The 21157-nt window shown below is 65.9% G+C and carries 17 protein-coding genes; 5 read left to right on the top strand and 12 right to left on the bottom strand.

What is annotated here, in order from left to right; translation table 11 throughout:
- Positions 1-61: 61 nt before the first annotated feature.
- Positions 62-583 carry a hypothetical protein gene (locus tag ACFYOW_RS28575; RefSeq protein ID WP_387292985.1) on the top strand — a complete coding sequence of 174 codons (522 nt, stop codon included), beginning with the start codon at positions 62-64 and terminating at the stop codon, positions 581-583.
- A gap of 1 nt (position 584) precedes the next feature.
- Here the strand turns inward: ACFYOW_RS28575 and ACFYOW_RS28570 are convergent, their stop codons facing one another.
- A complete protein-coding gene (locus ACFYOW_RS28570) occupies positions 585-1418 on the bottom strand; it encodes a tRNA (adenine-N1)-methyltransferase (protein ID WP_387292983.1) in 834 nt (277 codons plus the stop codon).
- An 80-nt stretch (positions 1419-1498) separates the two neighbouring features.
- On the opposite strand from ACFYOW_RS28570, the gene ACFYOW_RS28565 reads away from it, so the two are divergent.
- Complete coding sequence (locus ACFYOW_RS28565) at positions 1499-2398, top strand: RecB family exonuclease (RefSeq protein ID WP_387292981.1); 900 nt, start codon at positions 1499-1501, stop codon at positions 2396-2398.
- A 1-nt stretch (position 2399) separates the two neighbouring features.
- Here the strand turns inward: ACFYOW_RS28565 and ACFYOW_RS28560 are convergent, their stop codons facing one another.
- The 11 genes from ACFYOW_RS28560 to metH all read right to left on the bottom strand — a co-directional run bounded on the left by ACFYOW_RS28560 (position 2400) and on the right by metH (position 15694).
- Positions 2400-2549 (bottom strand): hypothetical protein, encoded by a 150-nt coding sequence (locus ACFYOW_RS28560; protein ID WP_387292979.1) that lies wholly within the window; start codon positions 2547-2549, stop codon positions 2400-2402.
- 199 nt (positions 2550-2748) lie between these two features.
- A complete protein-coding gene (locus ACFYOW_RS28555; protein WP_387292977.1) occupies positions 2749-3912 on the bottom strand; it encodes a YeiH family protein in 1164 nt (387 codons plus the stop codon).
- Positions 3912-4046: a hypothetical protein gene (locus ACFYOW_RS28550; RefSeq protein ID WP_387292975.1), complete on the bottom strand. Its 135-nt coding sequence runs from the start codon at positions 4044-4046 to the stop codon at positions 3912-3914. The genes ACFYOW_RS28555 and ACFYOW_RS28550 overlap by 1 nt, the downstream gene beginning before the upstream one ends.
- 146 nt (positions 4047-4192) lie before the next feature.
- On the bottom strand, positions 4193-5044 hold the full coding sequence (gene hisG / locus ACFYOW_RS28545; protein ID WP_387292973.1) for an ATP phosphoribosyltransferase: 852 nt from the start codon (positions 5042-5044) through the stop codon (positions 4193-4195).
- A 123-nt stretch (positions 5045-5167) separates the two neighbouring features.
- Positions 5168-5449, bottom strand: a complete 282-nt coding sequence (locus tag ACFYOW_RS28540; protein ID WP_387293245.1) for a phosphoribosyl-ATP diphosphatase — start codon at positions 5447-5449, stop codon at positions 5168-5170.
- A gap of 95 nt (positions 5450-5544) precedes the next feature.
- Positions 5545-7356: a choline/carnitine O-acyltransferase gene (locus tag ACFYOW_RS28535; RefSeq protein ID WP_387292971.1), complete on the bottom strand. Its 1812-nt coding sequence runs from the start codon at positions 7354-7356 to the stop codon at positions 5545-5547.
- On the bottom strand, positions 7353-8192 hold the full coding sequence (locus tag ACFYOW_RS28530; protein WP_387292969.1) for a class I SAM-dependent methyltransferase: 840 nt from the start codon (positions 8190-8192) through the stop codon (positions 7353-7355). Before ACFYOW_RS28530 ends, ACFYOW_RS28535 begins: the two co-directional genes overlap by 4 nt.
- A gap of 10 nt (positions 8193-8202) precedes the next feature.
- A complete protein-coding gene (locus tag ACFYOW_RS28525) occupies positions 8203-9066 on the bottom strand; it encodes an arpA protein (RefSeq protein WP_387292967.1) in 864 nt (287 codons plus the stop codon).
- A 201-nt stretch (positions 9067-9267) separates the two neighbouring features.
- The gene (locus tag ACFYOW_RS28520; protein WP_387293243.1) at positions 9268-9936 is read right to left on the bottom strand and encodes an HAD family hydrolase; all 669 of its coding nucleotides are present in this window, start codon (positions 9934-9936) and stop codon (positions 9268-9270) included.
- Positions 9937-10035: 99 nt separating this feature from the next.
- Positions 10036-11715, bottom strand: a complete 1680-nt coding sequence (locus ACFYOW_RS28515; RefSeq protein WP_387292965.1) for a serine/threonine-protein kinase — start codon at positions 11713-11715, stop codon at positions 10036-10038.
- Positions 11716-12097: 382 nt separating this feature from the next.
- Positions 12098-15694: a methionine synthase gene (metH, locus tag ACFYOW_RS28510; protein WP_387292963.1), complete on the bottom strand. Its 3597-nt coding sequence runs from the start codon at positions 15692-15694 to the stop codon at positions 12098-12100.
- 136 nt (positions 15695-15830) lie between these two features.
- On the opposite strand from metH, the gene ACFYOW_RS28505 reads away from it, so the two are divergent.
- The 3 genes from ACFYOW_RS28505 to ACFYOW_RS28495 all read left to right on the top strand — a co-directional run bounded on the left by ACFYOW_RS28505 (position 15831) and on the right by ACFYOW_RS28495 (position 21110).
- Positions 15831-16733, top strand: coding sequence for a PAC2 family protein (locus ACFYOW_RS28505; RefSeq protein ID WP_387293241.1), 903 nt, complete (start codon positions 15831-15833; stop codon positions 16731-16733).
- Positions 16734-16832: 99 nt separating this feature from the next.
- Entirely contained in the window at positions 16833-19439 is a 2607-nt protein-coding gene (locus ACFYOW_RS28500; RefSeq protein WP_387292961.1) for an AMP-binding protein, read from the top strand.
- A 477-nt stretch (positions 19440-19916) separates the two neighbouring features.
- Entirely contained in the window at positions 19917-21110 is a 1194-nt protein-coding gene (locus tag ACFYOW_RS28495; protein WP_387292959.1) for an XRE family transcriptional regulator, read from the top strand.
- Positions 21111-21157 lie beyond the last annotated feature (47 nt).

Raw genomic sequence — 21157 nt, 5'->3', positions numbered from 1 at the left:
AGCCTGCCCTAACCAGTCCACGGCGACGCGCTTCGCCGATCGAACCGAAAGGTTGCTGACGATGCTCCTTCCCGCCAGGACGCTGCGTACGTCCATGGTTATCGCCGCAGCGGCGATCGCCGCTACCGTCGGGCTCACCGGCTGCGGGTCCGACGACAAGTCCGATGCCAAGGCCACGAGTACCACTTCCGCCGCCGCGTCCACCAGCGCCGCAGGTCACGGCGACCACGGCGACGCCGCCGCACCCACTGCCGAAACGCTCACCGCCGTCCTGGATGCCCTTTCCGACCCGACGAAACCCACCTCCGAGAAGACCAAGCTGATCGTCGACGGCGAAAAGCGCGTCGCCAATATCGACCAGATGAACCAGGCGCTCGGCGGCTACGGCAAGCTCACCTATGCGGTCGCCGAGATCACCACCAGCGGCAATTCCGCGACCGCCCAGGTGACCATCACCTCACCGCACGGCACCGCCCCCGCCATGCCCCTGACCTGGGAACACGTCGACGGTGCGTGGAAGCTCTCGGATGCCAGCGGCTGCCTGATGCTCGGCTTCGCGCAGGCGCCCTGCGTGCCGGCCTGATTCAGCCCTTCGACGGGCGACGCTGCGGCTTCGGGGTGACCGTGCCCTCGGCGAGCCGCCGCGCGCTGACCAGGAAGGCGGTGTGGCCCTGCATGCGATGTTCGGGCCGCACCGCCAGACCGACCACATGCCAGCCGCGCACCATCGACTCCCACGAGCGCGGCTCGGTCCAGCACTCCTGCTCGCGCAGCGCCTCGACCACTTTCGACAATTGTGTGACGGTCGCCACATAGACGATCAGCACACCGCCGGGGACCAGCGCTTTGGACACGGCGGGGAGCGCATCCCACGGGGCGAGCATGTCCAGGACGACGCGATCGACCGGTGGCCCGTCGTAGGCGGCGACGTCCGCGACGGTGATCGACCAGTTGTCCGGCCGCTCGCCGAAGAAGGTCTCCACATTGCGGATCGCGTGTTCGGCGTGGTCTTCGCGGATCTCGTAGGAGACCACCTGGCCCTGCGGGCCGACCGCGCGCAGCAGCGAGCACGTCAGCGCGCCGGAGCCCGCACCGGCCTCAAGTACGCGCGCGCCGGGGAACATATCGCCCTCGTGCACGATCTGGGCGGCGTCCTTGGGATAGATGACCGCCGCACCGCGCGGCATGGAGAGCACGTAATCGATCAGCAACGGCCGCAACGCCAAATACGGTGTGCCATTGGTGGATTGCACGACACTGCCCTCGTCGGCGCCGATCAGGCTGTCGTGTTTGATACCGCCGCGATGCGTGTGGAATTCCTTACCCGGTTCCAGCACCACGGTGTAGAGGCGCCCCTTGGCATCGGTCAGCTGTACCCGGTCCCCGATGGTGAATGGCCCGGTCCGTCTGGCCGTCATGTATCTCCGTTCGCTGGTCGTCGCTGCTGTCTGTCCTGAGTGGCACCGGCGTGTCGGTGCGCCCGGATAGCCTGCCAGGTATGCATCCGCCGGTATCCACGCCCCCTGCCGACACCGCGCGGGAGGTCGCACCCGACCGTCCGCGTCCGGCGCTGTCACCTTCGCGGGCAATGGATTTCAAGCAGTGCCCGCTGAAGTACCGGTTCCGGGCGATCGATCGGATTCCGGAGCCGCCGACCCGGATCGCGGTGCGCGGCACGGTGGTGCACGCGGTACTGGAGGATCTGTACGGACTGCCCGCCGGGGAACGCCGGTTCGAACGGGCAGCCGAGCTTGTCGAGCCCGCATGGGCCCGGGTGCTGGCCGATAGACCGGAGAGCGCCGAAGTGGTCGCAGCGGACGGGCTGGCGGGCTTTCTCGGCGAGGTACGCGCCTTCGTCGAGACGTACTACCGGCTGGAGGATCCGACCCGGTTCGATCCGGAGTCGTGTGAGTCGCGGGTGGAGGTCGAACTCGACGACGGTGTGCTGTTGCGCGGGTTCGTCGACCGCATCGATGTCGCGCCGACCGGGGAGCTGCGTGTCGTCGATTACAAGACCGGGCGGGCGCCCGGACTCGCCCAGGAGACCAAGGCGCTGTTCCAGCTGAAGTTCTACGCGCTGGTGGTGCTGCGCACCCGCGGCATCCTGCCCACCCAATTGCGGCTGATCTACCTGGCCGACGAACAGATCCTCACCTATGCCCCCGACGAGGACGAACTGCTGCGCTTCGAACGCACTCTCTCGGCCCTGTGGCAGGCCATTCTGGCGGCCGGGCGGACCGGGGAGTTCCTGCCGAGCACAAGCTGGCTGTGCGGACATTGCAGCTACCAGAGTCTGTGCCCCGCGTTCGGCGGCACACCACCGGTCTACCCGGGCTGGCCGGACAGTGGCACCGGTGAGTCACCGGAGGAAACCTTCGCCGAAGCGGTCGCCAACTAGCTCAGCCGACGAACAGATTCAGATCGAGGCCGTGCGAGCCGAGCGCGGCGATAACGCCGATCAGCACAAGTACGCCGACGGCATCACCGATCACGATGAGCACATTGCGAAGCCGCCACCACGCCCCGATCGACTCGACATTCGGTTTCACTGGGTCCTCCCCTGTCCGTGCTCGAACGGCCTTGCCCGTCCGAGGTGTTCCATAGTTGTTTCGCCGAACACGCCCCCAGTGTTGACGGCGAAGCATGAAGTTTTCGTGAGTTCGGTCCTGAACTGAATGCACACAATGCCGCCGTGATGCTCGCCGGGGTAACCGGCGAGCACCGAAACGGCAGGCTGCCGGTCCGGATCTACGCGGTGAAGTTGTGGAACAGCAGCACGGACAGGCCCAAGCCGACGGCCAGATTGACGACGGCCGCGGATCCGAAGACCACGATCGGACGCCAGCCCGCCTCGCGCAGGCCGCGCAGCGAGAACTCCAGACCGATCGAGACGAATGCGAAGATCAGGAACCACGTGCGCAGATCGTTGACGATCGCGATATGCGCCGCGCCGGTCTTCTTGTCCACCGACTGCAGATACAGCGTGCCGATAACGGAGGCGGCAACGAAGCCGATCACGAACTTCGGGAACCGCTCCCAGAACTGGCGCACCGACGGCCGGGCCGCCCCGGGGATGCGCTCGACCCGGATCGTGAAGTAGGCGGTCAGCGCGATGGCGACAATGCCGATGAGCGCATTCTGGGTGGTCTTCACGATGGTGGCGATCTGCAGCGCCTTCTCCCCCGCGATCGCACCGGAGGCCGCAACCGCCGCGGTCGTATCGATATTGCCGCCGATCCACGCCCCTGCGACCGCGTCGGAAAGACCGAAAACATCGGCGAGCCAAGGCAATACAAAGATCGACGGCAAAGCGAAGATGATCACCAGCGATGCCGCATACGCGATCTGCTCGCGTTTGGCCTGCACCGCCCCCGCGGCCGCGATGGCGGCGCTGACACCGCAGATCGAGACGGCCGAGGACAGCAGGGCGCGCAGCTTATCGTCGAGGCCGAGTCGACCGCCCAGCCACCACGTGAAACCGAAGACCGCGGTGATCAACAGCACCGCCTGCACGATCGACGGGCCCGCCGCGGTCACCAGGATCTTCAGATTGATCGATGCGCCGAGCAGCACCACACCGGTCTTGATGAAGAACTCGGTGCGAAAGCCAGCCGAAAGGCGTTCCCGGAGATCGAGTTTCGCGAGTACGACATTGCCGATCAGGCCGATGGCAATGGCGTACACCGGGAATTCGACCGACTTGGCGATCCGGTTGAACCCTGTACCGACGGCCCACTGCGGCACGTGCGTGTCGAAGTAGCGTGTCAGCGCGCCGAGCAGGATGACGGCCGCGATGCCGGCTCCGATCTCGGCTACCGTGGGGCGTGAAATCGACTGCAGTGCAGCGGTTTCGGATCGGACCGCAGCCTCATCGACTGCGCCGGCCTCGGTCCTGGCGTCGCTCTCCGACATCACGGCACCAACCAATCCGGGATTGCGCCGATCAGGACCAGGGCGATGAGAACCAGGCCGACGATGGCGGCCAGCCAGTCCTCATTCCATGCGAATGTGCTACCCGAAGGTTTCACGAGCGGTGTCTGCGACACGGTGGTACTCCTTGCATTTCCTCATCGAGGCCGCAACGTACCAATCGACCGCAGGTCAACACACCGATTGAAATCGCAGTGAATCGATCACTCGCACAAAACAACTCGGCCCCGCCGGGTGACGGGGCCGAGTGGACGAAATCGGGTCAGAAGGCGCGGCAGGACCGGATATCGAAGGCCAGGATCGCCTTCGCGCCGAGTTCGGCGAGCTGGTCCATCACCTCATTGCCCTGCTTGCGCGGCACCATGGCGCGGATGGCGACCCAGTTCGAATCGGCGAGCGGGGATACCGTCGGCGACTCGAGCCCGGGCGTGATCTTGACCGCCTCCTCCAGCAGCTCCTTCGGGCAGTCGTAGTCCAACATGATGTACTGCTGACCGAATACCACACCCTGGATGCGCGCGATGAGCTGATTGCGGGTCCGTTCGTTCTGATCGGAGCCGCTGCGCTCGATGAGCACGCCCTCCGAATCGCACAGGGTCTCGCCGAAGGCGACCAGATTGTGCTGGCGCAGCGTGCGGCCCGAGCCGACGACATCGGCGATGGCATCGGCCACACCGAGCTGGATGGAGATCTCGACGGCGCCGTCGAGGCGAATCACCTCGGCCTCGATGCCGCGCCGCTGCAGATCGCTCAGGACCAGATTCGGGTACGAGGTGGCGATGCGCTTGTCGTAGAGGTCCTCGACCTTCCATTCGCGCCCGGCCGGGGCGGCGTAGCGGAAGGTGGAGCGGCCGAAACCGAGTGCGAGCCGTTCCTGAACCGGCGCACCGGAATCCAGCGCCAGGTCACGGCCGGTGATGCCCAGGTCGAGCTCGCCGGAGCCGACGTAGATGGCGATGTCCTTGGGCCGCAGGAAGAAGAACTCGACCTGGTTGGCCGGATCCAGGACGGTCAGGTCGCGGGAATCGGTGCGCTTGCGGTAACCGGCCTCGGCGAGGATCGAGGTGGCCGATTCGGAGAGTGCGCCTTTATTGGGGACTGCGACGCGCAGCATGGGAGGGTCCTTTCGGGGGAGGAGAACTAGAGATCGACGCCGCGGCGCGAGCGACGGCCCCGGAGGCGGTAGCGGAGCGTAACCACGCAGGGGCCCGCGAGTGCCGCAAATTCAATACCGCCGTCACAGATGTCGGTACACGTCTTCCAGTTTCAGCCCGCGGCCCACCATCAGCACCTGGACCCAGTACAGCAGTTGCGAAATCTCCTCGGCGAGCGCCTCGTCGCCCTCGTGCTCGGCGGCCAACCAGATCTCGCCAGCCTCCTCGAGCACCTTCTTACCCTGGAAATGCACGCCCGCGTCCAATGCCGCCACGGTCCCGGACCCCTCAGGGCGGCTGACCGCACGATCTTGCAGCTCGGCGAACAGGGTTTCGAAGTTCTTCACGGTGAACCATTGTTTCAGACGGGTATGCGGACCCGTTGCTCCGGCCCGGCACCACCCGTCAGGTGCACTCTTCGCACCCCTTGTGGCGGGCACAAGGGGTGCGAAGCCATGCGTCAGTCCTCGGAGAGGAGGGCCTCCAGGTCCGCCACGGCGGTGCGCAGGTGGTCGGCGAAGGCGTACATCTCGTCGGCCACCGATTTCGGGGTGGCCAGGTAGATGTTCCAGCGGTCCGGCAGCAGGACGTAGGCGATGCCGATGCACTTCTGGCTGGTGGAGCCGAAACCGAAGTAGCGGATATTGACCGACGGGGCCGAACTGGTGCTCAGGTAGTCGTCGCGCATGATCGTCCAGCCGGGACTGGTGTAGAGCGGGATCGGTTCGGTGACGCCGAGTTCGGCGCCACGCCGCCGCTGGATCCACTCGAGTTCCCAGAGATGCTGTTCGGGCGCATCACCCGCCTGACACTGCTTGGCGCGTTCGACATGCGCGCTCGCCGCGGTCCGCGCGGCAGCGAGCCGGTCGGCCTGCGCGACCGCAGGATCCTGCATGGCGTCGACGAAGGCCACCATCTCCGGTGTCACCACCCGCATGGCCTCGGTGCGACCGTTGCGGTACTGCCTGGTGGCAATGGATTCGTAGGTGGCCCCGGTCAATCCCTTGCTGCGCCGGTGCGCCAGCTGATAGCTCAGCTGTGCGAACGCATCCGGTGAGATGCCGAGCTGCTTCGCGCGGGCGGTGCCGAACTCGAAAGATACTGTCGCGGTGGCATTCTCGGCCGCATACCGAGCGAACGCCGCTCCAGCAGCTGCGATATCGGTGCGCTGCGCCTGATCGAGTACGAATTCGATCGGTTCGACCGACGGCAACCCCTGTGGCCGCGCCCCGGCCCGCTCGGCGTGTTCGGCCGCCGGAGCCTGCAGCAGCGTGTCGACGAAGGACAGGATGGTGGTGCCGTCGAGACCGCAGTGCTCGATATTGATGCCGGCCTGACCATCGGCGAAGACGATGAACGATACCGACTTGTCGAACCAGCGGTTGGCACTGTCACCGTGCAGCAGCTGATCACAAGCCTGCAGTTCATCGCGGGGCGCGAAATCCTCCAGGCACAGGCCGAACAGCGCGGTCTCGATGGTGTCCAAGGCCGCGACATTGGCGGGTTCGGCCAGCAATCCCTGTCGGCTGACGGCCCATTCGGCCCGCGCCTTGGTGGTCAGATGGCCGACGGCGGTGTCGGTGCGGGCCGAGCGCGCTCCTGCCTTGAGCACCGCGCGCAGTCCGTCGGCGAGATCCTCCAGCGAGTAGGGCACACCGTCCGGACCGATCACCTCCATCCGGAACATGCTGCCGTGGAAGAACACGACGATATGCCTCGCAGCCGAGGGGCCAGGCCATTCGTCGCTGTAGGGCACCCGCACGGAATCCTGCGTCTCCCCCGGAATCCGGGTCTCGGAGAACAGGTACTTGTTCTGCCACATCGACAGCTGCTGTCCCCGCTGGGTCACCGGCGGGATCGCCTCGAGATCGAGCGCCAGCTTGTAATCGACCGCGGCCGTGATGATTCCGGCCGCCCGCTCCACCTGGGACGCGCCGGTGGAGGCGGCCAGTGCGGTGTCATCGCGGAACAGGAAGAAGAAGTTGGCATTCAATGCGATGCGATCGCGACGGCCCAGGTAGCGCGACGGCCAGAACAGATCCAGCCAGCTTCCGACACCGGGGGTGGCATCGTATTCGGCCAGTGCCGCGTGCAGCTTTCGGCCCGGACCATCGGGGCGAAGCAGGTCGGCGACCGCGGCTTCGGTGGTGGCGAATTCGTCGGCGGTCAGCAGTGGCGCACACCACTGCAGCAACCGCTCGCCGCTGTCCTCCAGCGTCGGCAGGGGCACCCTTGGCAGGTGGTCGTCGGCGGCGAAGGTGCGTTCGGTCAATGCGGGTCCTCGGGGTCGGCGTGTTTCGGTAGCGGTCGCGAGATGTACAGGTTGGCGAGCAGCCAACCTGTGCTTTCCTGGCCAGCGGTGTCGATTCCGTTGGCGGCCAAGGCATTCAGCACCTGGGTGCGTTCATTATCGGATGCGAACTTGCGTTGTTCGAACACCCCGGGGGCTCGCTCGGTGCGGTAGCCGAGCGCGGCCAACTCCGCAGCGATCGGTTCGAAACTGAACATACGTAGTACGAAGTGTGCCATCCACGGCCGGCGCCGCGGGTGCGCCGTTGCCACACGCGCCAGCGTCTTCTCGGTGACGTATCCGACGCAACCGGTCGAGATGACGATATCCGCGGCCGCCAGCGTACGGCGTTGCGCTTCGGTCGGGTCGGTGGCCTCGAGATCCGCGTGCACCGTGTCGTGCAGAAATCCGGCTTCCTGAGCGTAGGCCAGGGCCGGGCGGGCGGCATCCATGCCGATGAAGCGGACGCCGGGGAGTTGGTCACGAGTGTCCAAGCGGGCCCGGTCGCGGGCGATGAGTGTGGCCTGGTCGGCGTCGCCCTCGGCGCCTCGGTAGTGTTCGGCGAGTTCGCTCACGGTGGTGTCGAAGCGCAGCAGAGCCGCGTTGACGCCGTAGGAGCAACCGATATCGAGCACGGTCGGGGTGTCCACGCGCGCGGAGGCGCGGTATTCCCGAATCTGCTGCTGGAAGTACGGTTTCGCCAGTTCCGGTATGCGGTAATCCAATTCGGCCATCCGGGCGTAATAATCGCGCGGATCGGGACGGTCGTAGATATCGTCGAAGGAAGCTTTTCCGGTCGTATGCAACGGCACTGGCATGTCGTCCCTCTCAGTCGAGCAACCGATCGCCACGGACGGCGTCGGCCGCGGCGGCTAGGTGATCGGGCAGCACCCGCCCGAACAATTGGCGGGTACGTTCCACGGTGCCGATGACACCAGGCCGATCGGTATAGGCGAAAATCGCCGAATGCCGTGCAGTGCCGCCCTCGACCGGTGAAACCCGGTGCAGCGAGAAGCGGCCCTGGAACAACTGCAGATCGCCGGGCCGCAGATCGAGGCGCCGGATCAGCTGCGCACCGGATCCGGTGAGCACATCCCGCACATCGTCGAGGTTCTCGGCGTGGGGTGAGCGAATATTGGGGCAGTACTCGAAGATTCCACCGGTCTCGGCGGGCTGGGTCAACATACTGACGGTGAATTCATTGGTGTCGAAATGCCAGGGATGCGACATTCCGGGCGCCACCACATTCAGGCACAGTCCGGCCAAAGGGTCTGCGAATTCGTGCAATTCGGTCAGTCCGAAGCAGTCCGCGACGAAGCGTTGGAACACCGTGCTGATGTAGAGCCGGTGGATCAGGGCCTCGGCCGGAATGCGGTCGCGCGGGACGAAGGCGTTGCCGCGTTCCAGCACAACGCGGCCCGGATGACCTTGTGGCAGTTCGGTATTCAGCGGAATGTTGTAGGCGTTGACCCGCTCGACCTCGTAGTGCGCATCCGGTGCCATCGCCTCGCCCTGTGCGCGCAAGGTGTCGATCAGCTCCGGACGGATGAACTCCCGCAGTACGGTGCAGCCACTTTCGGCAAGCTCCGCCCGCGCCCGCGCCACCGCTTCCTCCCACGCCGCGCCGGTCGGATCCCCCAGCGGATACCGTGCCGTATCGACGATCTCGTCCAGGACATCCGTCGCTGCCATGGCGTCATTTTGGTAGAGCAATCGGCGACACGCCCGGGATTCGACAAAGTTGCCGGTGACTACGGTCACACCTATCAACTGCACGCACATCCGTTGCGGCACAGTAACTCTCACTATGCCGAGGCCGGGAGTGTCGGCTCACAAACGGCGGGACTCGCGATCATGTTCCGTCCCGAAACCGCCTCGGCCCGGGTGCGCGGTTCAACCTCTGACGCGTAGCGCGTCTTCCAGATCCTGCAGGGTCAATCCCACCAACGAACTACGGAATACCCGCCCCGGCGCCGCCGAAACCGGTATCTCACACGGGATCACGATGACCGCACAGCCCGCCGCACCGGCCGCGGCGGCACCGGTCGGCGAATCCTCCAGTGCCACACAGTCTCGCGGGTGCACGCCGAGCAGTTCGGCGGCGCGCAGATAGATCTCGGGTTCGGGCTTGCCGTGTGCGACTTCGTCACCGCAGACCGAGACGTCGAAGAAATCGCGGCCGAGCGTATCCAATCCGAATTCCGTAAGCGATCGCTTGGTATTGGTGACCAATGCGGTCGCGAGGCCCGCGGTGCGTACCAACGAGAGCGCATCCTTCGCGCCAGGCCGCCACGGGATCGGGCCCGCCATCAATTCGGTCACTCGCCGCTCGATGAATTCACCGGCGGCCCGCACCGCCTCGGGCGTCGCCTCGATACCCAAACCATCGAAAATGAGCCGCAAGGCGTTCGGTCCGGACGCACCGATCAACGCGTGCCGCAGTTCATCGGTCATCTCGTGGCCGTGCGCCCGCGCCAATTCGCGCACGGCGACATCCCACAGCTTTTCCGAATCGAGCAGGGTGCCGTCCATATCCCACAGCACCCCGGCAAGTCGCGCGATCGACTGCGCCTCGCTGGCGCTCGGCTCCGTCGCCGCCGATGCGGCTGTGCCAATGGTTCGCTCGCTTCGCTCCCTCACGTCCCGATTCGTCTCCCTTTCCTAAACGCCCGAAGCGGCGATCAGCAATCGCCCGTTGTCCGACGCGACCTGGATCCATCGGTTCTCCGACGAGGTCGAGCCGTTCTTCAGGCTATAGGTAAGCGAAACGACTGCCCGGTTCTCACCGTTCGGTGTGACGGCGCCCACGCTCACCGAACGAATGGTGGACCAGAACTGTGAGTAGGAGCCGAAGCCACCGGTCTGGGCCTGGTACGACGGCGTCAGCTCAGACCACCCGCCCTGCACGTTGCCCGGCAGCATCCCGTAGTAGCCGTAAACGAATTGCGAGATCCGGTCCGCCGTAGCCGGACCGAACGGGGTGGTGGTGACGGTCGTCGGTGGTGCGGTTGTCGACGGTGTCGGCGTCACCGTAGTGCTCGGCTGGGTGGTCGGCGCCGCCGTGGTCGTCGGCGCCTGCTGCTCGGGCTGACCCGGTTGGATCGCGATCGGTGACTCCGGTCCGGTCTCCGAGCTGCTGGGCGCGGAAGTCGGAGTCGTCGAGCCGCCCGCCGTACCGCCCTTGTCGTCGTTGTTCAGTGACGACACGATGACCGCGACCAGCACCAGCACCGCGACCGCGGCCGCCGCCGCCACCGCGATCAGTCGGCCACGACTCTGCTCGCCGCCGCCACCGCCGGGCAGCGTGCCGCCCGACTTCGGCGGTGCGGGCGGCGGCGGGACGGTGACGGCCGGAGCCCCGAGCGCGACGACCTGCGTTGCGCCTTCCGCGTCACCCGACTTGTTCAGCACGGTGGTCGCATCCGCGCCCGGCGCGGGCAGCACCTTGGTCACCGTCGGTGTGGTCACCAGTGCCGGAGTCCGCCCCGCCGCCACGGCTTCCAGCGCCTCCTTGGCTTCGCGCATATTCGGGCGGCCGTCGATCGAGGCGGACAGCAACCGCATCAGCACCGGCCCGAGTTCCCCGGCGTGCCGCGGCGGCGGAATCTGCGCCCGCGCCGCGGCGTGCAGGACCGCGAGGGCGTTATCACCCTCACCGAACGGCGGACTGCCCTCGACCGCCGCATACAGCGTGGAGCCGAGCGCGAAGACATCCGAGGCCGGTTCCGGGTTCTCGCCGCGCGCCACCTCCGGCGCGAGGTAGGCGGGGGTGCCCGCCAGGAATCCGGTCGCGGTGACCGTCACGTCGCCGACGGCACGGGAGATGCCGAAGTCGGTGATCTTCACCGTGCCGTCGTCGCCGACGAGCAGATTCGCCGGTTTCACATCCCGGTGCATGATGCCCGCATCGTGTGCGGCAGCCAGCGCGCCCGCGGCCTGCGCCCCGATGCGGGCCACCTCGGTCGGTGCCAGGGTCCGCTTGCCCGCCAGTTTCGCGGCCAGGCTCGGCGCATTCATGTACTCCATGACCAGCCAAGGCTGGCCGTCCTCCTCGGCGACATCGAAGACGGTGATCGCGTTGGGATGGTGTAGTCGCGCGGCGATGCGCCCCTCCCGCATGGCCCGCAGCTTGGCCTCCAGGGCCTGGGACCGGGACAGACCGGGCGCGAGCAGCAGCTGCTTCACCGCGACGGTGCGGCGCAGCCGGACGTCGGTGGCCCGCCACACCACACCCATGGCACCGGTGCCGATCGGATCCGTCAGCCGATACCGTCCAGCGATCAACCGGTCCGCTGTCATGGTGTTGTGCCCCTCCTGCTTGCCGCCGAGCCAATTCCGCACTCCGCGCGTAAGCGGAAATCTTCGAAAATGCTACGCGCCGAAGTCCTTTGCACCCGAATTGCCGCAGGACGTTCACATCCGCCGACTGCCCCGGATGCAGTTGCAACAGTTCCGACTTTGTCACACCCGACCGACATCCATCCACCGACGCGCGAACCTGGAGGCGATATCCCAGGTCAGAGACGCGTGGCCGATCGGATTCGCCCGCGCGTCGCAAGCCCTCGTGTCGTCGGCGTCCGCATTCGATCTCACATATCACGAGGTAATCAAGGCCGTCACCGCACCGGAAACGCACCGATCGAACCGTTTCCGATGGGGTGAGAATCACAACGACCGGACCGGCCGGATAACGAATCCCGACCGGAAACAGACTGGTCGGCGCTTACGCGTTGAAGTACTTGGCCTCCGGATGCAGCAGCACGAACGCATCGGTCGACTGTTCCGGATGCAGCTGCAACTCCTCGGACAATACGACGCCGATGCGGTCGGCCGCGAGCAGGTCGACCAATTTCGCCCGGTCCTCCAGATCCGGGCAGGCGCCGTAGCCGAAGGAGTAGCGGGCGCCGCGGTAGCCGAGTTTGAAGTACTCCTGCACATCCGAGGGGTCCGAGTCGGCGATCGAATGCCCTTCCAGCACCAGCTCTTCGCGGACGCGGCGGTGCCAGTATTCGGCGAGCGCCTCGGTGAGCTGGACGCCGATGCCGTGCACCTCGAGGTAGTCGCGGTAGTTGTTCGCGGCGAACAGCTCGTTGGCGAAGTCGGCGATCGGCTGCCCCATGGTGACCAACTGGAACGGCAGCACATCGACCTGACCGGTTTCGCGGGCGCGTTCGCGCGAGCGGATGAAGTCCGCGATGCACAGGAACCGGTCGCGCTGCTGGCGCGGGAAGGTGAACCGGTGGCGTTGCGGCGCATCGGGATTCGGCTCGGTCAGCACGATGACGTCATCGCCCTCGGAGACCGCGGGAAAGTAGCCGTAGACCAGGGCCGCATGTTGCAGTACGCCTTCGGTGGACAACCGGTCCAGCCAGTACCGCAGTCGCGGCCGACCCTCGGTCTCCACCAACTCCTCGTAGCTCGGGCCCTCACCGCCGCGCTGACCGCGTAGCCCCCACTGGCCGAGGAATAGCGCGCGCTCGTCGAGTAGTCCCGAATACTCGTGCAGCGAGACACCTTTCACTACTCGGGTATCCCAGAACGGCGGCACCGCCACCGGCAGGTCCGCGGCGACATCGGAGCGTGCCGGCACCTCAATCGGCACCTCGGCCGCCTTGCGCTGTTCGGCGATCCGTTTGGAACGCTCGTGCCGCGCCTTGCGCTCGGCTGCCTTCTCGCGTTCCGCGATCGCCTCCGGGCTGTCCGGATCGATGCCGCCGCCGCGCTTGCGGGTCATGATGTCGTCCATCAGCCGCAGGCCCTCGAAGGCGTCGCGGGCGTAGTGCACATCGCCGTGGTAGACCTCGGTGAGGTCGTTCTCGACGTAGGCGCGGGTCAGCGCCGCACCGCCGAGCAGCACGGGGAACTGGTCGGAGACGCCCCTGGCGTTGAGCTCCTCCAGATTCTCCTTCATCACCACGGTCGACTTCACCAGCAGACCGGACATGCCGATGACATCGGCCTTCTTGTCGACGGCGGCGTCGAGAATGGTCGCGATCGGCTGCTTGATGCCGAGGTTGACGACCTCGTAGCCGTTATTGGACAGGATGATGTCGACGAGATTCTTGCCGATATCGTGCACATCGCCCTTGACGGTGGCCAGCACGATGCGGCCCTTACCGCTGTCGTCGGTGGCCTCCATATGCGGCTCGAGGTAGGCGACCGCCGCCTTCATCACCTCGGCCGACTGCAGCACGAACGGCAGCTGCATCTGGCCGGAGCCGAACAGCTCACCGACCGTCTTCATGCCCGACAGCAGCGTTTCATTGATGATCTGCAGCGGCGGCACCTCGGTCATGGCGGCATCGAGATCGGCCTCCATCCCGGCCTTCTCACCGTCGACGATCCGGCGTTCGAGCCGCTCGAACAGCGGCAGCGCCGCCAACTCCTCCGCGCGCGAGGCCCGAGACGACGAGGCCGACACACCTTCGAACAGCGACATGAGCTTCTGCAGCGGGTCGTAACCGTCACGACGGCGGTCATAGACCAGGTCCAGTGCGGTCTCGCGCTGTTCCTCCGGAATGCGGGCGATCGGCAGGATCTTGGAGGCGTGCACGATCGCGGAATCCAGCCCGGCCTGGACGCATTCGTGCATGAAGACCGAATTCAGCACCTGGCGTGCGGCCGGATTGAGGCCGAAGGAGATATTCGACAGACCGAGGGTGGTCTGCACCTCGGGATGCTTCTGTTTGAGCAGCCGGATGGCCTCGATGGTTTCGACGCCATCGCGGCGCGACTCCTCCTGGCCGGTGCCCAGGGTGAAGGTCAGCGTGTCGATGATGATGTCGCTTTCACGCAGACCCCAGTTGCCGGTGATATCGGCAATGAGCCGCTCGGCGATCTCCACCTTCTTCTCGGCGGTGCGGGCCTGGCCCTCCTCATCGATGGTCAACGCGACCACCGCGGCGCCGTGTTCAGCGACCAGCTTCATCGTCTGCTGGAACCGGGATTCGGGACCGTCACCGTCCTCGTAGTTCACCGAGTTGACCGCACAGCGACCACCGAGATGTTCCAAACCGGCCTGCAGGACCGGGGTTTCGGTGGAGTCGAGCATGATCGGCAGGGTCGACGCGGTCGCCAGTCGCGACGCCAGCGCCGACATATCCGTGGTGCCGTCGCGTCCGACGTAGTCGACGCACAAGTCGAGCATATGCGCACCGTCGCGGGTCTGATCCTTGGCGATATCGAGGCATTTCTGCCAGTCCTCGGCGAGCATGGCCTCGCGGAATGCCTTGGAGCCGTTGGCGTTCGTGCGCTCGCCGATCATCAGGACGGAGGCGTCCTGTTCGAACGGCACCGCGGTGTACATACTCGATACGCTCGGCTCGTGCACCGGTTCGCGGCGCGCCTCCAGCGGTGGCAGCGTCGGTTCCACCTCGCGCACCGCCGCCGTGACCTGACGAATATGTTCGGGCGTCGTACCGCAGCAGCCGCCGACCAGCGCGAGCCCGAATTCGGATACGAAGCCGCGCAACGCGATTGCCAGCTCCTCGGGGGTCAGCGGGTACTCCGCGCCGTTCGCGCCGAGCACCGGCAGACCGGCATTCGGCATGACCGACACCGGAATAGTCGCGTGCCGGGACAGATGGCGCAGGTGCTCGCTCATCTCGGCCGGGCCGGTGGCGCAGTTCAAGCCGATCATGTCGATACCGAGCGGCTCCAGCGCGGTGAGCGCCGCGCCGATCTCACTGCCGACCAGCATGGTGCCTGTGGTCTCCACCGTGACGTGGGTGATGATCGGAATGCGCCGACCCAGCTGGACCATCGCGCGCTGACTTCCGGTCACCGCGGCCTTGACCTGCAAAAGGTCCTGGCAGGTCTCGATCAGGATGGCGTCCGCACCGGCCTCGAGCATGCCCAGCGCCGCCTCGGTGTAAGCATCGCGCAGCGCGTTGAAGGGGGCATGACCCAGTGTCGGCAGTTTGGTGCCCGGTCCCATCGAACCCAGCACGTACCGCGGGGTGCCATCGGCGCTCGGGCCCATCTCGTCGGCGACCTCGCGGGCCAGGCGGGTGCCGCGCTCGGAAAGATCGCGAATCCGGTCGGCGATGTCGTAGTCGGCGAGGTTCGGCAGATTGCAGCCGAAGGTATTGGTCTCGACCGCGTCCGCACCGGCCTCGAAGTACGCGCGATGGATATTGCGCAGTACATCAGGGCGGGTGTCGTTGAGGATTTCGTTGCAACCCTCCAGACCACGGAAGTCGTCCAGGGTCAGTTCGGCCGCCTGCAACATCGTGCCCATCGCACCGTCGCCGATCACGACACGCCGACGGAGCGTGTCGAGAAGGGTGGTATCAAAGGCGACTGGGCTGGACTCAGACATGTGATCAAGCGTAGTGGGCCGCTACGACATGCCGAACCACCGTACCGGTGTCGGGCGCCACACCTGCCCAGACAGATGAACCGACGGTGCCGCGCCGACTGCGCAAATTCAACACCGCGTGCTCACAAGCCGTAGGCTGACCGGGGTGAACTCCAGTGAATCTCCGGTGTCACCCGAGCCGGAACTGCCGACATTGCGGGAACCTGTACTGGTCGCCGCCTTCGAAGGCTGGAACGACGCGGGTGATGCGGCAAGTGGTGCCGTCGAGCATCTGGAACTGATCTGGGATGCCGAGCCGCTGGCCGAACTCGACTCCGAGGACTATTACGACTACCAGGTCAATCGGCCGACGGTACGTCAGGTCGACGGTGTGACCAGGGAAATCCAGTGGCCCTCCACCATGCTCTCGGTCTGCTCGCCGCCCGGCAGCGATCGCGATGTGGTGCTGCTGCGCGGTATCGAACCCAATATGCGCTGGCGCAGCTTCTGCGCGGATCTGCTCGAGTTCATCGAACAACTCGGCGTGCAGACCGTCGTCATACTCGGCGCGCTGCTCGCCGACACCCCGCACACTCGCCCGGTACCGGTCACCGGATCGGCCTATAGTAAGGAAGCCGCCGAGCGGTTCAGCCTGGAGCAGACCCGCTACGAGGGACCGACCGGCATCACCGGCGTGCTGCAGGATCAGTGTGTGAAGGCGGGCGTACCCGCCGTCTCGTTCTGGGCGGCCGTGCCGCATTACGTCTCGCAGCCGCCGAATCCGAAGGCGACCATCGCGCTGCTGCACCGCGTCGAGGATGTGCTCGATATCGAGGTGCCACTCGGTGAGCTGCCCAAACAGGCCGAGGACTGGGAGACCGCCGTCAACGAGATGACCGTCGGCGACGATGAGATCAGCGAGTACGTGCGCTCGCTCGAGGAACGCGGCGATGCGGCCGTCGATCTCAATGACGCGATGGCCAAGATCGATGGCGACGCGATCGCGGCCGAATTCGAAAAGTACCTGCGCAGGCGGGGTCCGGGCAGCTTCGGGCTGTAATCGGTTCGCGCCGTTGCGGTCCGGGTCCGGACAATTCACCGAAAGTTCGCCATGGGGCCACGCGTAGGTATGGGAAGGCTTGCCATCTAGACTTCCCGGGTGACTATTCACCGGATCGTCGCGCACCTTCGCAGTTTCGACGACCGGATCGCCGTCCTCTGCTCTCGATCTCCATCGGCGGCCGTCACAGCAGCGGAATCGGTGCCGGATGGTTTGGAGCGGATCACCTATGCGCAGCTGGCGGCACGTGTCGAGGAGTACGCGCGGCAGCTCGGAGCGACCCGGCGCCTCGTCGCGCTCGCAGCGCGCAACGATATCGACTCGCTCGTCGCGTATCTCGGCGCGCTTAGCGCGGGCTGCGTTGTTCTGCTCACCGCGGAGGTCACCAGCGAATTGCTGGACACCTACGATCCCGATGTCGTGATCGATGCGGGCCCCCCTGATATCCGGCGGGTCCGCTCCGCACATCGCCTGCATCCGGAGTTGGCGCTGCTGCTGAGCACTTCGGGCTCGACCGGTTCACCGAAGCTGGTGCGGTTGTCCGCGGCCAACCTGATGTCGAATGCGGAAGCCATTGCCGAATATCTGGCCATCGACGCCGATGATCGCGCCGCGACGACCCTGCCGATGTTCTATTGCTACGGACTGTCGGTGGTGCACAGCCATCTGCTGCGCGGCGCGAGCCTGCTGCTCACCGACCGATCGGTCCTCGACGACGAATTCTGGGTCCAGTTCCGTCGCTACGGCGCAACATCTTTCGCGGCGGTGCCGTACACGATCGATCTGCTCGAACGCGTCGGCTTCGCCGAGATGACACTGCCGAGCCTGCGCTACCTCACCCAGGCGGGCGGCCGTCTGGCACCTGAGCGGGTCCGCGACTACGCCATGCTCGGCAAGCGGGCGGGCTGGGACTTCGTCGTCATGTACGGCCAGACCGAGGCGACCGCGCGAATGGCCTATCTGCCACCAGAACTGGCCGCCGAACATCCGGACTGCGTCGGCAAGCCGATTCCCGGCGGCCGATTCACCCTGGAGCCGGTGCCGGATACCGATGACAAGGAGCTGGTCTATCACGGGCCCAACGTGATGCTCGGCTATGCCGACGGCCCACGCGATCTCGCCCTCGGCCGCACGGTCGAATCGCTGCGCACCGGCGATCTGGCCTGGTGTACACCCGAGGGCCTGTACCAGGTGGTCGGCAGGCGCAGCCGGTTCGCCAAGATCTTCGGCCTGCGCATCGATCTGCAACGGCTCGAATCCGGTTTGGCCGCAGCCGGTTTCACCGCGTGCTGCACCGATGGTGACGACCAGTTGGTCGTCGCCGCCGAATCTCCGGCGGAATTGCTCGCCGCGACCGCCGCCGAACTGTCCGGTCTGCCGACCGCGGCGATTCGCGCCTGCGCGGTCGAGGAAATACCGCGCCTGCCCAATGGCAAGCCCGACTATCCGGCGGTTCGCCGACTCGCCGCACCCGAACCCGAACTGCCGCCACGCGATATCCGCGCGCTCTATGCCATTGCCCTCGGCATCGATCCGGCCCGGATCCGGCCCGACAGCACCTTCGTCGACCTCGGCGGCAACTCGCTGACCTACATCACCACCTCGACCCGCCTCGAGCGCGCACTCGGGCGACTGCCCGCGAACTGGCCGGACCTGACCGTCGCCGAACTCGAGCGAGTTCCGCACGGCCACCGGACATTCGGTCGCACGGTGGACACCCCGACCTTGTTGCGCGCCGCCGGAATCGTGCTCATCGCCAGCTCGCATATCGGCATGTTCGTGCACTGGGGCGCGGCACATATCCTGCTCGGTGTCGCCGGATTCAACTTCGCCCGCTTCGCGGTGACCATGTCCCCGCGCGCCGAACGGCTGCGGCACGCGCTGCACACGGTGGCGCTCATCGCGATTCCGACCGCTGCCTGGGTGGCACTCACACTGCTGTTCACCGACTATTACAGCTGGCAGAACGTGTTGCTGCTCAACAAGATTCTCGGACCACACGACAGCGACACCGCGGGGCACCTGTGGTTCATCGAGGTGCTTGTGCTGTTCATGGTCGTGTCCGCGCTGTTGGTGCGGGTGCCGTTCATCGATGCCGTGCAGCGGCGCGAACCGTTCTGGTTCGCCATGGGGCTGGTCGGCCTCACCATGGTGTTCCGGCTCTGGTCGTTCGGGCTCTACCCGCCCAAGGATGTACCGTTCTCGCCGCTGGCCTGCTGGTTCTTCGCTCTCGGGTGGGCGGCCGCGAAGGCTACGGCGATCTGGCAGCGGCTGCTGGTGAGCGGGGTGCTGCTGATCTCGGTGCACGGCTACTTCGGCGTTCCCGATCGGGAGCGGCTGGTGATGTCCGGGCTGCTGTTGCTGATCTGGCTGCCCGCTATCCGCGTGCCCGCCCTGATGGCCGGGGTCGCCGCGCTACTGGCCGACAGCTCGTTGTTCGTCTATCTGCTGCACTGGCAGGTCTATCCGCCATTCGGGCAACACCATGTCGCGGCTCTGCTCGCATCCCTCGCAGCCGGTGCGGTCGCGACCTGGCTGGTGGCGCACCTGCGCGGCAGGTCAGTCCTGGTGCACAGCCTCTTCGCCAAGAGCCTCGTCTGGAAGCGCGCAGCTCTCGATGGTCCACACCTGCGCCGCCGCATCCTGGGCCAGCTTCGCGAGCAGAATGTCTCGCGGAATCGTCTGGCCGGCAAAGTGATCGAGTGACGGCACCACCACGTGGTGCGCGTCCGCCCGCTTGAGCTCCTGGGTCAGCTCGGCGAATGCCGTGCCGTCACCGGAAGTCGATTCATGGAAAGTTGCGGCGAAGCAAAGCCCTTCCTCACGGGCGAGGCTGCTCATCGCATCCTCGAGCTCTGCACTGTGGCCATCGGCCAGATCGTCACGCAAGTATCCATAGATCAACGCTTCCACCCGAACCTCCGTTGGATTGGGGATCTCGCTGTTCTCTTATGTGGATCACCCCCGTCGCCGAGGGGTATTGCGCACTTGCAAGAGCACATGTTCTTACATCTGGAGCGTGGCAAATCTTCCGCGCCTTTATCCATCATGTAGGACGCAAAACTGCGAGTGCAGGTGTCAACCCAATGACATTGGTGTGCCCTATCCGGGCCACTGAGCGTTAACTGATGCGATACTACAGACGTGGCCGCTGGAGACGATCGACCCGTCTGGGCTGTCCGAATGCGCTCCGAACGCGATGCGCGGGGGTGGTCACAAGCCGACGCCGTCCGTGTGATGCGCGCGAAGTCTTCGCACAACCTGCCGACGGACAGTACCCTGCTGCGTAACTGGCGACGCTGGGAGTCGGGCGAGTCGCGTCCGGACGATTTCTATGCCCCTATCATCGCGGCCGCATTCGATACGGTGACGGCCGCGTTCTTCCCGAAAAATCGTCCGAATCGCGACGATGAGCTGCTCTCGGCAACCGGGATGGACACCCTCGAATTCATTGGCAGGCTACGGATGTCCGATGTCTCCACGGCCACACTCGATGCCATCCGCATCACTGCGGAGCGGCTGTGCTGTGAATATCCATTCGCCGATCCGCACGATCTGCATACCGAGGGCACATCCTGGTTGCGCCGCATCACCTCGCTGCTGGACGGCCGACTGACCCTGGCACAGCATCGCGAAATTCTCGTACTGGCGGGTTGGGTTGCTCTGCTGGTCGGTTGCGTGGACTACGACCTCGGTCGGCGCACCACCGCGGAAGCCACTCGCCGCGCGGCCTATTCGCTCGGCCAGGAAGCCGAGCATGCCGAGATCACCGGCTGGAGTGCGGAAATGGCGGCCTGGTTCGCGTTGACCCAGGGCAACTATCGGGGTGCGATCGAGGCGGTCGACCCGGCATTGACAACCAGCGGCAAACTGGGCGCCGGTGTCCAGTTATGCGCACAACGTGCGAAGGCCTGGGCCCGCCTGGGTGATCGGCGCGAGGTGGAGGCATCGCTGAACCGGGGGCGAGCTATTCTCGAGCGACTCGACCATCCGACCAATCTGGACAACCATTTCGTGGTCGATCCGCAGAAGTTCGACTTCTACGCCATGGACTGTTGCCGGGTCGCGGGTGAGGATCCGCTCGCGGAATCCTATGCGCGCGAGGTCATCCGCCACTCGACCCGGGCCGACGGCACGATACGCAATCCGATGCGGGTGTCGGAGGCACATCTGACCCTCGCGGTGGTCGCGGTGCGCAACCGCGATCTGGAGCTCGCACTGGACGAGGGTATGCGGGCCTTCGCGGGCAAGCGCCGGTCGCTGCCATCGCTGATGTGGATCGCGGGCGAGGCGGCGCGCGAATTCATCGAGCGCTTTCCGGGCGATCCGCGCACCCGAGTGTATCTGGATCAGTTGCGGACCTTGTCCTGCGAGTGATCATTTCGGCGTAGGTTTGACTCATCGCCAGCGGTAAGGGGTGGGCG

The sequence above is a fragment of the Nocardia sp. NPDC006982 genome (assembly GCF_042869435.1).
Taxonomy (GTDB): domain Bacteria; phylum Actinomycetota; class Actinomycetes; order Mycobacteriales; family Mycobacteriaceae; genus Nocardia.
This window is presented reverse-complemented; position numbering and strand designations above follow the sequence as displayed.

Bases quoted from the DNA above. Each gene is read 5' to 3' on its own strand.
- ACFYOW_RS28575 (WP_387292985.1), top strand. From the start codon at position 62: ATGCTCCTTCCCGCCAGGACGCTGCGTACGTCCATGGTTATCGCCGCA.
- ACFYOW_RS28570 (WP_387292983.1), bottom strand. From the start codon at position 1,418: ATGACGGCCAGACGGACCGGGCCATTCACCATCGGGGACCGGGTACAG.
- ACFYOW_RS28565 (WP_387292981.1), top strand. From the start codon at position 1,499: ATGCATCCGCCGGTATCCACGCCCCCTGCCGACACCGCGCGGGAGGTC.
- ACFYOW_RS28555 (WP_387292977.1), bottom strand. From the start codon at position 3,912: ATGTCGGAGAGCGACGCCAGGACCGAGGCCGGCGCAGTCGATGAGGCT.
- hisG (WP_387292973.1), bottom strand. From the start codon at position 5,044: ATGCTGCGCGTCGCAGTCCCCAATAAAGGCGCACTCTCCGAATCGGCC.
- ACFYOW_RS28530 (WP_387292969.1), bottom strand. From the start codon at position 8,192: ATGCCAGTGCCGTTGCATACGACCGGAAAAGCTTCCTTCGACGATATC.
- ACFYOW_RS28525 (WP_387292967.1), bottom strand. From the start codon at position 9,066: ATGGCAGCGACGGATGTCCTGGACGAGATCGTCGATACGGCACGGTAT.
- metH (WP_387292963.1), bottom strand. From the start codon at position 15,694: ATGTCTGAGTCCAGCCCAGTCGCCTTTGATACCACCCTTCTCGACACG.
- ACFYOW_RS28495 (WP_387292959.1), top strand. From the start codon at position 19,917: ATGCGCTCCGAACGCGATGCGCGGGGGTGGTCACAAGCCGACGCCGTC.